This window comes from Parabacteroides massiliensis (assembly GCF_900155425.1).
Lineage (GTDB): Bacteria > Bacteroidota > Bacteroidia > Bacteroidales > Tannerellaceae > Parabacteroides > Parabacteroides massiliensis.
On record NZ_LT700189.1, the window covers coordinates 244,408 to 257,728 of the forward strand.

Here is a 13,321-nt window from a genome sequence, read left to right on the forward strand (position 1 = left end):
TTAAAACGCCGGAATCATGTACGTGAGCTTGGCCGAGATCACCTGTGAAGACGATTTGGAAAAGTAGTCTTCTTTACGGCTGTTGAAGATGTCGCCAAGGGCATAGTAGTAACGGCCTTCCAGCAGGAAAGAGCCGATTCCCGTACGGAGTTCGATACCCGGGCCGCCACATAGTCCCCAGTCGAATTTCTTTTCGACGGGCATATCGTGCTGTTCGTTTTCGGTGTTCGGCTTGGCCCCGTTCAGATTCTCGTCAGTCTTTTCGCCGAAAGCATAGCCTATTTTAGGCCCCAAATTGACAAACGCCCTGAAACGCTTACTGCCGAAATAGATATGTGTCAAGATCGGAAGTTCGAAATAGTTGATCGTCCGGCTGTATTTATACTGTGGCTGATCCTCAAACTTTTCATCCCATCCATGTTGGATGAAATTCAGTTCGGCCTGCAATCCGAGATTCTTTTCCGTGATCCACCGGAGCGTAAGTCCGCCCGTGTAGCCCATTTTCATTTTCTGCTGCACTTTCGTCTGGGCAAAGCTGACTTGGGAAAAAGTCGTACCGAAGGAAGCTCCCAAAGACAATTCCCGTTTGAACTTATCCTGCGCCTGGAGGCCGTTCAGGGCGACAAGGCCTATAATAGCTGTTGCAATAACTTTCCTGATCATCTTACTTCATTTCGTGTTACATTGAAATCACTCTGGTAATGAACAATAAAGATGTTCGTGTTGATGAAGCCTCCCCAATTGTTTACGCGATGGAAATCGAATCCGGTCTGTACGCCCCGGTAATGAATCTTATCCAGATTATTTTCGAAGTTGGAACCGTATTTGTTGATTGCTCCGATAAAGAACATGCCGGTGTCGAATCCTAAAATACCATATTTGGGGAATATGTTGATCAAGTTCTTGCTGTACCAGTTTTTATATTTGGTATAGAAGTCTGCCACCTCTTTCGAAAGGTTGTCTGCGTAGAAGTTGCTGTATATATACGTGTTCAGTGCATGGAAATCTTCCAGGCATTCACGCGTGTACGTCTGCCATTCGGGATAGCCGAACAAAGTCAGTCCGCATTCGGGCTTTGTTTCCGCCAGCATGCGCAACGGAGATTTGATCTTGTTCAAGGCATCCAGCGTACCCGATGTCGGCACGATGACATTCCGTTTGTCGGTTTTGAGAAGCGCTTCGATATCGGTTGTCAGGGTCTCGCCGTTGTAGTTGATTTCGCTGAACGGCATATTCCGCTGTTTCATCTCGGCTTTGAATGTTTTGATAAATTCGGTTTTATCCTTGCCATCCCTGATATTCAGCAGGATTATGTTGTCTTCCGCAAACAGGTCGCATCCGCCTTGAGCCGCCTTGGCATACAGGTAGGAGTGAGGCGTATTTACCTGGTAAACGTAGGCGTTCGACAGCACATCATCGTTTTTCGAGGTAAAAGGAATCACATATTTGATGTTATTCTTCTGTGCAAATTCCGCAACCGGGCCGATCTGGTCATTCTGTACGGCTCCGATAATGAGGTTGGCTTCTTTCAACGCGTCCTCTTTCAGAATCTCCTTCAGCTTCTTCGTCCCGTTTCCCGTGTCATAAACCGACAGATCGACAGAGCAACCAGTGTTTTTAAGACTGTCCACTGCCAGCAACAAGCCTTCGTAATATTCGATGAAACGCTGTGTTTCAGCAGAGGGAACAGCTTCGTTCGTCATGAACGGCAATAGAAGGGTCACTTTGACACTGTTGACGCGCTCGATGTTCTTCGGTCTCGATAATAACGCGTTTGCATCCCTTTCCGAAAGCGTGGCAGTTGCCGGTCCGGTCGTCATATTCTCTTCGGTTTGCACAGGTATTTTAATAACCATACCGGCCTTTACCCCTTCTTTCAGTTTCGGGTTCAGCTTGATCAGTTCATAGCTGGAAATGTTGAATTTCCGGCATATACGATACATGGTCTCTTTTTTCTGGATAGTATATTCAATTTCTTTGGTAACAGTCTTGACCTCCGTAACCGGCAAATCTTCCACTTGCGTCGCCGGAATACGGATTGTCCTGCCGATTGTAAAGGTGGAAGTCGACAATCCGGGGTTCGCTTTTACGATGGCGGTAGCGGGAACTGTATACCGGACGGATAAAGAATACAGTGTCTCTTTGGGCTGTATGGTATGGAATATATAATTTTCATCCTGTTTCTTCATTGTACTTCCAACCATGTCGCGCTGCGGAATTTTGAGGGTGGCGCCTGCTTTGATTCCCTCTTTGCTCTCCGGATTCAGCCGGTAAATATCATCGGGCGTAACCCCATACATGGTAGCGATTGCGTAAACGGTTTGTCCTCTCTCTATCGTATGAAAAAACACATTATTGTCTTGTCCGCTTGTAATAACCACTTGTGATCGGTTGTTTTGTGCATAGGCAGATACACCGGCCAGACTCAGAAAGAACGTCAGTACGAATATGTTAATCTTATTCATTTGCAGATTTGGATTATTTTACTGGCAAAGATACGAACAAAAAACGAGAGTAATAATAGATAAGTCTCTAAAGTGCTTTATCAGGCATCCCCGCTGGTGGGCTTATTGTAAAAAACGGCTTTAAAACGGCCATAGATCCCTTTGTTAGGTGTCTTCCGGACAATTGTTGCAGTGACGAAAAAAGTAGTTTTGGGAACCTCTTGCCGTGAGTTGCGCAGCAAATTCCCGCGACGACCGTCTTCGTCGCCGTGAAGTCAATGTTTATACAGAGTGAACTCGGCAGCTCACGGTAACGAAGACGGTCGTCAGGGCGATGAAGACGGTCGTCATAGGAATCTGCTGCCGGAATTCCGGAAAAGAGCCTTGTTCACTTTGCCATATTCCCGTATCCCCGTCTTGTTTTCTCAAATATTCGATTCTCCGGGAGTTTAGCTTTTCCGGAATGCAAGGAATCTGGAGGATTCGATTGACAGATGCAACACAAATTAGACGAACCAGGCGGAAGATTGGTCCGTGGTGTCAGAAAAAAGGCCATATAGATAGATAAAAGACAGATTGGATCTACAATTATTTTCTCTTGAAAATCCCCCAAAGATAGTTATTGTAAAAAATGATATAATCCCCACCCAAACATTTCTGATATCCATAAAAAAACGTATCTTTGTTTCATAAGTGTTTTTCCTCAGTCGTCCGCGTCGTTTCGGAAAGAGCTTGTTGCTATCTACATTGGAAGCCTATTTCGAGGGAAAGAAAGAACTCTTTGCCGGATTGGCTATCGAGCAGCTGGAGAAAGATTGGAAACAATATCCGGTTCTGCATCTTGATTTGAACACTCAAGAGTATAATTCGGTAGACAGTTTGAAGGAAAAATTGAATATTGCGTTGACCGAATGGGAGAAGGATTGTGGTGTGGAACCTGCTGAAAAATCTTTGGCGACCCGCTTTGAAGGAATCATAAAACGCACAAGCCGGAAGATGGGGCAGCGCGTTGTCATCTTGATCGATGAATATGATAAGCCAATGTTACAGGCGATCGGAAGGCCGGAATTGCAGGAAGCCTATCGCAGTTTACTGAAATCTTTTTATGGGGCGTTGAAAAGCGCTGACGGTTATATCCGTTTTGCGATGCTGACGGGTGTGACCAAGTTCAGCAAAGTGAGTGTGTTCAGTGACCTGAATAATCTGGAAGATATATCATTCCGCCGGAACTATAACGAACTATGTGGAATCAGTGAACAGGAACTGCAAGACAATTTAGGAGATGAGTTGCCGGAGTTTTCACGATCATTGGGTCTAACAGAACCGGAATTATGTGACAAACTCCGCCGGTATTATGATGGTTATCATTTTGCACCTGATACGGCGGGGATCTATAATCCGTTCAGTCTGCTTCATACCTTTAAGAATCGGGAATTTGGCAGTTATTGGTTTGCGACGGGTACGCCCTCCTATTTAGTAGAACTTCTTAAACGCAACCATTACGATCTTGACCGTTTGGCGCATGAAGAATTTGATGTTGAAATGTTTGGTGGTGTGGAATCGTTTGATTCCGATTTGTTTTCTGCTTTTTATCAGAACGGCTATCTGACAATCAAGGGATATGATCCTTGTTTTCGGATTAGCCAATTAGGGTTTCCTAATTTAGAGATTGAAAAGGGAATAGCCGGATTATTATAATCGGTGTGAACTCTTCAAAATCTGTTTTTATGAGCAATAAGCCCCTGCTATTTTTATCTTTTGTATGAACTTCAGGATCGTGTTGATTCTATATAAAGGAGGGGTGAACAAGCGGAATGTGTGATTGTTGAAAATACTGGGTGAATAATTAGTGAATATCAAAGTATATTGGTAATATTGCATTTGTAATTTGATAAATGCAATACGATGAAAAAACTCATATCCTCAATCTTTCTATTATTGATTTTAGGCCAGATCGCTTGCCGGCATCATTCTCATGTTCGCCCTCTTTTGCAGGAGGCGGAAGCGCTTATGTCGGATCATCCGGACAGTTCGTTGATCTTGTTGGAATCCGTCCGCTTTCCGGAAAAACTCTTGGTAGAAACCAAGTATGCTCATGAGAAATTGCAAAAAGAAAATTTGCAGTTGAAATTAAAAAAATGTTATTGGGGTGGTAGCTGTATAATCGGATTGGTTGCTGTTTTCAGTCTTGTTGTTTTAGTGATAATAAAAAGATTCAATCTACAAGTAAAAAATAAGATACAACTTATATCAAAGTTGAATGCACAGGTCGAGGATTTACAACAAAAGTTGAAGATAAATTCAGACAAACAGACTGAAAATCTGTCTGAAATTGCTTTTCTGTCTGGTCAATTAGTAGAAAATTCTGCTTGTATCCGCCAGATGGAAGAGATTCGTTTCCAGTTGATTCATGAAAATAAAAGATTAGAAAAGAAAAGTCTGGATTTTGAACAAACGATTCATTTGTTACGAGAAAATATTGTAAAATTGAACATGGATAAAATTCCTGATTTACCTCAGGAGGTTTCATTTGCTTTGCTGACCAAAATAAAGAAAGAGCTGTCCCCTCTTCAAGATGATGAGTGGGCTGAACTTTTCCTGATAGCCAACTTGCAGCACAAAAAAATTATGGATCGGCTGTCAGCCTCTTTCCCTCAATTGAAACCTGAAGATTTGAAACTATGTTGTTTGACCAAGCTGATGTTTACGAATGAAGAAATTTCTTCCATTTTTGATATACAAGTCGATGCTTTGGCCAAGCGAAAGCGTCGGCTTAGCATTAAATTTGGTAAAGAAAAATGGGATAAGGGAGGTTTTAATGCGTATATAGAAGAATTTTAACAGATGGTGTCCTTCTGTTTAAATCAGATTTTTTTATAAGATGCTAAGCCGGATGTGTCTAAAATGTTTATAGTTATTGAGTTATGCTTAATAAAACGGTTTGAGAAACGATATGTAACTTTTGGAAAATGTCCATTTCTCAGTAATAAGTTTCGTATACTTTTGCTTATAAAAAAACAGTGAAACCATGAAGCTTATTTATATAGGGGCATTGGATCCGGGAGATACATGCCGGTTGGTTTTGACCAGCCAGTTTGGAGATCGATTGGAAGAACGATCGACTGATCCGGATGGGAGAACGACATTTTGCCGGCTTCACTCTTCCGACTGAATTGAAATCACAGACTGTTTATGATATATATGCTATGCTTAATAAAAAACGAGGAAGCGATAAAGTTAGTGTGAAAATCCATACATTACAGGATGTGGGGCGAATGGATTGGAATCCAACACCGATAGATATGGAAGAACAGCTAATAAGTGCTTTTTAATGTATGGTAAAGTTTTAATAGAAAATAATTAGGGGAATGGATAAAAATAAAAACATAGTATTACACCAAATAGCTAATCATTTGATAATTAATTCAAGTTTTTTGATGGATTTGAGTCTGTATCACGGAAAAATGGGGATTGTACTGTTTTTCTACAACTATGCCCAATACACAGGGAATCCTGTTTATGAAGAGTTTGCTGGAGAGTTGTTGGATGAAATATTTGAAGAGGTCCATGATAATATCGGGATAGATTTTGAAAATGGGTTGTCTGGTATTGGATGGGGAATACTATATCTGCTAAAAAATAACTTTATAGTTGGAAGTCCAGATGATATATTGGAAGATATTGATAAGAAGATATTGGAGGTTAATTTATTGAAAATTATAGATTTATCCTTAGAGCGGGGTCTGGCTGGAATTGTTACTTATCTTACAAATCGATTATCAGTTCAATATGAAAAATCATGTTTTTATACTGATTTTATATCGGATTTACAAAAGTTGGTTGCTGATGAAAGATTAAATATAGGATTTGATCTGTGTTCTATTGTGAGTTTATACACTTATTCTTCTATTAAGAGAATAACAAGAAAATCGTTTGGTTTGTATGAAGGATATGCGGGGTATGGATTTAAATTAATGGCGAAATGAAAAAGCATGTGTATCTTTTTGATGAAAGCAGTAGGGCTTCTACATATGGAATAGGTACTTATGTCCAACAAATGATAGTTTGCCTGTCAAAAGTCTCTGAACTATTATTGTCAGTAGTTCGTGTGAGTGCAGATGTCGAGTATTTTGAAATAAGGGAAATCCAGGGATATATTGAATATTATATCCCTGAACCATACTTTTCAACTGAAGATAAGTCTCATATTCATAAACGGAATATTTGTTATCTTATGCGCTTGAATTGCAATTGTGCAAAAGATGATAAATATATTTTTTTATTTAGCCATATGACACATCTTGATTTGATACCCTATATAAAACAATGGTTGCCTAATAGTCGCTTTTATTTTACTGTACATTTTCAACGTTGGTGTTATAGTTTAAACGGAAATCTCCCTTGTTTTAAGCGAATTATTCATGCTGAAGTTAAAAAACTATCACTTGTAGAGCATGGAATATATGATTCGTATGTAAGGGAAAAAAAATATTATCAGATGGTCAATAAAGTAATTTGTCTTTCTAAATTTACCTATACATTATTAAAAGAAGAGTATGGTTTGTCTCCGGATAAACTAATGTTGATATATAATGGATTGAAAGATGAAAAGCAGGTGTTAGCTAATCAAATACGAAGCGAACTTAAAAAACGTCTGCATTTTTCCTTTAAAGAAAAGATTATTTTGTTTGTAGGACGTTTGGATGCGATTAAAGGAGCAGATATGTTGGTACAGGCGTTTCATGATTTGTTACAAGAGCATGAAAATTATCGATTGGTGATAATAGGAGATGGTGATTTTTCATCTTGTTTGGATAAATGTGGAACCGTTTGGAGTAAAATTACTTTTACCGGACGTTTAAACAAAGAACAAGTATATGATTTTTATCAGATAGCAGACATTGGTGTTATGCCTTCTATGCACGAACAATGTAGTTATGTCGCGATTGAGATGATGATGTTTGGGTTACCTATGATTATCTCAACAACAACAGGATTAAAGGAGATGATGCCGAATGAAAACTTTGGTTATACCTTTAATATGGAAAGCAATAGTGATGAAACAAGAAGGAAGTTAGCTTTGCTTATTGAAAAAGTACTGGAAAGTCCTTCATGGAAACGAAAGAAAATGAGAAAATCTTCGCGTCTTTCTTATGAAGAAAACTATTCAGTACATGATATGCAAAAAAAATATATAAATCTAATACTTTCCGATTGATTATGAAACAAGAATCTGTTCAATATTTAGATTGGCTATCATCTGTAATTACAGAAAATTTTTATGTAGTAGACTTGTTACAAAAGAAAATTTGTTATACCAATACTAATGGTTTTTTATTGTCAGGGTTAGAAAGGGATTTTCTTTCTAAGTCTATTTATGTGAATGATTTATCTTTATGGAAGGCAATGTTTAGGATCATCTTACAGTATCTTGAGATGGTTGGGGATGAGAGAAATGAAATAAACTATTTTTCTTGTACCTTTCGCATGCAATGCAAGTGTTCTTTTGTTTCGCGTCCATTGGTTCAAATGGTATATCAGAGAATAAAGTATATGTATGAAAATGATGTCTTGCGTTATCTGATATGTTTCATCAAACATACGACAATTAAAGATACAGGTAATTTACGGGTACAGAATAAAGATTGCAAATATTTTAGTGAATATGATTTTAAAACAAATCGTTGGGTATCAAAGGTTATGGAACCACTTACTGAACGTGAAATAATCATACTTATGCTTTCTAAACAAGGTAAAAGTTCAAAAGGAATAGCGAATGATTTATGTAGAAGTGAGAATACTATACGCAATCAGATAAAATCATTGTTCTTAAAGTTGAATGTGCATTCTATGCAAGCAGCTATTGAATATGCATGTAATCTGGATTTTTCTCAAAGATATAGTGGTAAGAATGAAGATTAGTCCAAGTAGGCTATTGTGCAGGTAGAAAAATAGTTCGACTTTTGTAATCAACAAATCGTTAGAGATATGAAAGAAGTAGGTAAATTAAAATTGAAGCAGCTGAAAAAGAATGAGCTAAAACGCCGTGAAATGAATGCTGTTAAGGGCGGCTGCTCTTGTAGTGGCGGATGTGGATGTGGCTTTGATGGTTTTTCTGATGGTCAGAACTATCAAAATAATTATGGCTATTAATCTTAAAATCGGCAATTGAAAGATTATTCTTGCAATTGCCGATTTCAATTTAATCCAATTTAAAATTATTGTATTTATGGCAAAATCAATTTTCCACACATCTGAGAATCAAAATACATATCTTTATGATATTCGGTCTCGCTTATCAATGCTGGTTCATCCTGATTTGAAAATAGCTGCTGAGGAGACGGGAGAAGTGGATTCATATTATAGAGGTAAATATGGCTATTTAAAAAATTGTGGTTTCTTTAAAGAAGGGGAATCTGTGAAGTTTGGAGAAATTACAGAATCAATGATAAGAGATAGTTTAATCCACACCCCGCAAATTACTTTCGAAACAACAGATTTTTGTAATTTGAATTGTACTTATTGTTCTTTTGGTGAATTATATGAAGGGTTTGATGAAAGAAATCATAAAAATATTGATATTGATTTTGCAAAGAAACTATTGAGGTTTGTTTTTAATAATAGACCTGAAAGTAAAAAACAGAAATTGCTTATTGGGTTTTATGGGGGAGAACCATTGTTTAATGGGAAGTTTATTCTGCAAATAGTAGATTTTGTTGATCAGTTAAAAAAAGAAAAATATATTGAAGTTGAGTATAATATAACAACAAATGCATTGCTTCTCCATAAGTATATGGATTTTTTTGTGAAAAATAGATTTAGAATACTGATTAGTTTAGATGGAAATAGAAAGAATCATAGTTATCGGTCCGTTCGAAAAGATGGAAATAATTCATTTGATAGAGTGATTGAAAATGTTGATAGAATGCAATACTTATATCCTGTTTATTTTGAAAAGTATGTTCGATTTAATGCTGTTTTACATGATCGTAATTCTGTTAAAGAAATACAGGAGTTTGTTTACGAAAGATATCATAAAGTATCTAGAATAGCACCTTTAGTTATGGTTGATTTGAATAAAAAAAATGAAGTTGTTGCTCAAAAAATGTATCGTAATAAGTTGGAAAGTGAAATAGATTTTCAAAAAGAAGAATCAGAATTGCTTCCAACTGTGCATGAGGAATTTTCGGTATTTAAGGAATTGATAGATTTTTTAAAATATTATTCTTTGAATTATTATGTTTCAAATATAACATCTTTGCTTTATGAAACTGAAAAAATTTTGCCAACATCAACCTGTTTACCAGGGCAAAAGAAAATATTATTGACTACTCATGGTAAATTGTTACCCTGTGAACGAGTTAATTATAAATATACTATAGGGGAGATTAGAGAAGATGTTGTTTTGAATATTCCAGAAATAACAGTTCGATATAAACATTATTACCATCATGTTCAAAAAATATGTCAGCATTGTTTTTTAAATAGGTTTTGCAATAATTGTATGTTACAACTAAAAATGTTGGATCAAGTAGATAAAAAAGATTTTGTATGTGAGCACTTTTGTAATGATAAGGGGTTAATGTATAAATTGTATCGTGTTCTTTCTTTTCTTGAAAAGTATCCATTGGATTTTTTTAAGATAGTTGAAAATCACGTAATATTATAAATAGAAAATATATGGATTATTGGTTTACAATTGAACCGTATGTGTATTTTAATGTTGTTAATGGCAAATCGCTGTTGTATAACACATTGGATGGCGCAGTTATAGAGTCGGATAGTATAGAAGTAGCATTATTGTTACAAAAGATACGAATCAAAGAAAATTGTGGTGTCGTTAAATTATCGAATGAGTGTTCTCAAAAGGGTGATCTAAAGGAATTTATTTCAGAGGTGCGTAAAAAATATATGGGTGATCTTATAGCTGTAAATTTATCAAAATGGAAGCCTGTTCAAGTTATGCCTATATTTAATTATATAAGCAATAATACAGTTGAACTTTATAAGAAACATAGTATAACTCCGTATAAAAATATTTTAAACAATCTTACTGATATTTATATCCATTTGAATAAGAATGTAGATATTGAATATTTAGTTTTGTTTTTACAATCTTTGCCTGAAAATTTAATAATTAATATTATTGGCAATTTTGATTCTGTTCCAAAATTGGATTTTTTGTGGGACTTTTTAAATGCTTCTTCTGCTCCAAAAAATATTATTTGTTCATTGGAGGAATTTGTATTGCTAAATCCTGTATATAAAAGAAATTTCTATTATAGAATATTAGTTGATAATTTTGTTGATGTTAAGTTGTTTAATACATCTGTTTTATACCTGTCTCAACAGTTATTATCATTTGAATATATTTTTAATGTTACATCAATAGAAGAATGCAATAAGGCAGAGGAAATTATTTCTCAATACGGAATACAAAATTGTTGTATCAATCCAATTTATACAGGTGAAAACATACTATTTTTTGAAAAGTATGTTTATCTAAGCAAAGAAGATATTCTATCAACGAAGATTTCTGTGAAAGACATTTTTTCGAATCAATCGATTAATGTATACGATTTCGGTAAAATACATATTATGCCCAATGGTGATGCTTATGCTAATGTAAATCATCCTATATTGGGAAATATATATAGAGATAGTATTTATGAGATAGTACAAAAAGAATTGGATGAAGGAAAATCTTGGTTTCGTATTAGAAATGAAGCCCCTTGTCATAATTGTCTTTATCAATGGCTGTGTCCATCTCCTTCTGATTGTGAAATACAAATAGGACGTTCAAATCTTTGTTTTATTAAATAATGTGAATATGACTATGAGTGTTAAAATGAAATATGTGATTTTATTTGTTCTATTTTTTGTGAGTTGTAGTGACAATCCACAATTTGATAGTAGCTTTCTTTTGGTTGATGTTACCAAAAATTATCCCTTAAAAGAGTTAGTTTTGCAGGATTTTATGGATGTGGAATATGTGCCGTTGGAGACGACAGACGAGTTCCTCTGCCAAGGTTTTGTACAAGATGTTACTGAAAATTGTATCATTGTTCGGAATTTTTCGCGGACCGGTGATATTTTCATTTTTGACCGGCAAGGGAGAGCTGTAAAAAAAATCAACCGGGTCGGGCAAGGGGGAGAAGAATATGTTTTGCTTTTAGAAGCTCTCTATGATGAAGAAACCGATGATTTGTTTGTCAGCGATTTGGGAAGAAAAATAATGATATACGACAAGGAAGGTAACTATAAGCGTTATTTCAAGGTACGGGAAAACGGCAAATACAAATCGATTAGAAATTTCGATCAGAATTATCTGATTTGTTATGATGGAAATGTCAGCAACGACGGCGAAACAAACGGACAAAACTTCCTGCTTGTCTCCAAACAAGACGGTAGTCAAAAAACAATCCATATTCCATTTGAAAAGCCGATTATAACAGCCGTCATATCCAAAACTTTCCAACCAGGGGTCACTTGGGGAATAACACCTCAAACGGATTTTCCTTTAGTTCCATATAAAGGAAAATGGATATTGATGGAACCCTCTTGCGATACATTATATACGCTTTCTCCTGACCTTGTTAAAAAACCGTTTATTGTACGAGAGCCTTCAATTCAAAACATGACCCCTGAAGTTTTCTTATTCTTGAGTATCATTACAGACCGTTACTATTTTATGGAAACGGTCAAAAGAGAATATGATTTTGCCGATAAAAAGGGCTATCCATCCACTAATTTAGTTTACGATAAGGAGGAGAATAAAATCTATCGCAGCATTGTATATAACGGGGATTATACTATAAAGGAAGATGTACAGATGAATTATATCCCGTTGAATCAAGATATTGCTTCTTGTCATATCATTCCGGCTCATGAATTGGTTGTCGCCTATCAAAAGGGGTGGCTGAAAGAAGGACGACTGAAAGAAATCTCCGCAACATTGGACGATGAGTCTAATCCTGTATTGATGTTTTATAAGCATAAAAAGAAGGAATAGATGCAACATTCAACAATAAGATATCATTTGCAACAGATATCAGACATGCTTGTTTTGAATGGAACATTAACAGAGTGTCCTGGCTTGGTACATGGTAAAATGGGAATTGCGATTTTCTTTTTTCACTATGCGAGGTTTACCAATAATATGTTATTTGCCGATTATGCGATGGATATACTTGGCGCAATACAAGAGCAAATACACATAAATAGTCCGGCTGATTATGAAAGTGGGATAGCGGGTATTGGCGTTGGTTTCGATTATTTGATTCGTAACAAATTTTTGTTAACGAAAGAGGATGTTTGTGAAGATTTTGATGAAAGAATGTATCGTGCAGTGATGTATGATCCTTGTTTTGATTTCAGTATGTATGACGGATTGACAGGATATGGACGATATTGGATGGCAAGGTTGTGTTATCAAGATGCTTCAAAAAGATCTCGAGAAAGTTTGCACAGTATAATTATGCAAATAGAAGATTCATGTATGGATATTCCTGAAGAAAACATTTGGGATGTATATTGTTTTTTGTACGATTTGCAAAAAATATTTGGTTTTACTTATAGTTTAAAGCTTTCGTGGATGTATAAAAAATGGTCTGCTTCATTTGTCGATATTGAAAAACGTTTTCTACGTTTGAGTCATTCTGTGGTAGGAGATGTTGCACATGTATGGCAATATAATCGTTATAGTAATGTCATCACATCGGGTAAATTAGAATTAACATTTAAACAAATTCAGGATTTGGATGTAGGAAAATCGATCAACATGGGATTGCTTAATGGTTTGGCTGGCGAAGGTTTGTTGCGATTGACGGTACTTGATTTGACTAATGTTGTATGGATGCAACTCTTATAAAGAAAAT

At 36.1% G+C, this 13,321-nt stretch carries 12 protein-coding genes and 1 pseudogene; 11 read left to right on the forward strand and 2 right to left on the reverse strand.

All coding sequences use genetic code 11. The annotated features are described in order from the left end of the window. Together BQ9893_RS01055 and BQ9893_RS01060 are read right to left on the reverse strand one after the other, a co-directional pair. Window positions 1-663 (reverse strand): porin family protein, encoded by a 663-nt coding sequence (locus BQ9893_RS01055; protein ID WP_075964340.1) that lies wholly within the window; start codon window positions 661-663, stop codon window positions 1-3. Next, on the reverse strand, window positions 660-2,465 hold the full coding sequence (locus BQ9893_RS01060) for a PBP1 and LysM peptidoglycan-binding domain-containing protein (RefSeq protein ID WP_075964341.1): 1,806 nt from the start codon (window positions 2,463-2,465) through the stop codon (window positions 660-662). Before BQ9893_RS01060 ends, BQ9893_RS01055 begins: the two co-directional genes overlap by 4 nt. Before the next feature lie 675 nt (window positions 2,466-3,140). Here BQ9893_RS01060 and BQ9893_RS01065 point away from each other — a divergent pair. The 11 genes and pseudogenes from BQ9893_RS01065 to BQ9893_RS01115 all read left to right on the forward strand — a co-directional run. After that, window positions 3,141-4,139, forward strand: a pseudogene (locus BQ9893_RS01065) (ATP-binding protein); the annotation flags it as partial. Window positions 4,140-4,349: 210 nt separating this feature from the next. Then, a complete protein-coding gene (locus tag BQ9893_RS01070; RefSeq protein WP_139322549.1) occupies window positions 4,350-5,285 on the forward strand; it encodes a hypothetical protein in 936 nt (311 codons plus the stop codon). A 187-nt stretch (window positions 5,286-5,472) separates the two neighbouring features. Continuing rightward, window positions 5,473-5,616: a hypothetical protein gene (locus tag BQ9893_RS21550; RefSeq protein ID WP_167369820.1), complete on the forward strand. Its 144-nt coding sequence runs from the start codon at window positions 5,473-5,475 to the stop codon at window positions 5,614-5,616. 196 nt (window positions 5,617-5,812) lie between these two features. Beyond that, window positions 5,813-6,430 carry a lanthionine synthetase LanC family protein gene (locus BQ9893_RS01080; RefSeq protein WP_075964345.1) on the forward strand — a complete coding sequence of 206 codons (618 nt, stop codon included), beginning with the start codon at window positions 5,813-5,815 and terminating at the stop codon, window positions 6,428-6,430. Continuing rightward, window positions 6,427-7,662 carry a TIGR04157 family glycosyltransferase gene (locus tag BQ9893_RS01085; RefSeq protein WP_075964346.1) on the forward strand — a complete coding sequence of 412 codons (1,236 nt, stop codon included), beginning with the start codon at window positions 6,427-6,429 and terminating at the stop codon, window positions 7,660-7,662. The genes BQ9893_RS01080 and BQ9893_RS01085 overlap by 4 nt, the downstream gene beginning before the upstream one ends. A 2-nt stretch (window positions 7,663-7,664) precedes the next feature. Beyond that, on the forward strand, window positions 7,665-8,366 hold the full coding sequence (locus BQ9893_RS01090; RefSeq protein WP_075964347.1) for a helix-turn-helix transcriptional regulator: 702 nt from the start codon (window positions 7,665-7,667) through the stop codon (window positions 8,364-8,366). Between the two features lie 66 nt (window positions 8,367-8,432). Continuing rightward, window positions 8,433-8,597 (forward strand): TIGR04149 family rSAM-modified RiPP, encoded by a 165-nt coding sequence (locus BQ9893_RS01095; protein ID WP_081415337.1) that lies wholly within the window; start codon window positions 8,433-8,435, stop codon window positions 8,595-8,597. A gap of 76 nt (window positions 8,598-8,673) precedes the next feature. Next, the gene (locus BQ9893_RS01100; RefSeq protein WP_075964348.1) at window positions 8,674-10,113 is read left to right on the forward strand and encodes a radical SAM peptide maturase; all 1,440 of its coding nucleotides are present in this window, start codon (window positions 8,674-8,676) and stop codon (window positions 10,111-10,113) included. 11 nt (window positions 10,114-10,124) lie between these two features. Further along, the gene (locus BQ9893_RS01105; protein ID WP_075964349.1) at window positions 10,125-11,267 is read left to right on the forward strand and encodes a TIGR04150 pseudo-rSAM protein; all 1,143 of its coding nucleotides are present in this window, start codon (window positions 10,125-10,127) and stop codon (window positions 11,265-11,267) included. 7 nt (window positions 11,268-11,274) lie between these two features. Then, window positions 11,275-12,456 (forward strand): 6-bladed beta-propeller, encoded by a 1,182-nt coding sequence (locus BQ9893_RS01110; protein WP_081415338.1) that lies wholly within the window; start codon window positions 11,275-11,277, stop codon window positions 12,454-12,456. Beyond that, on the forward strand, window positions 12,457-13,314 hold the full coding sequence (locus tag BQ9893_RS01115) for a glycoside hydrolase family protein (protein WP_075964351.1): 858 nt from the start codon (window positions 12,457-12,459) through the stop codon (window positions 13,312-13,314). Window positions 13,315-13,321: the final 7 nt, after the last annotated feature.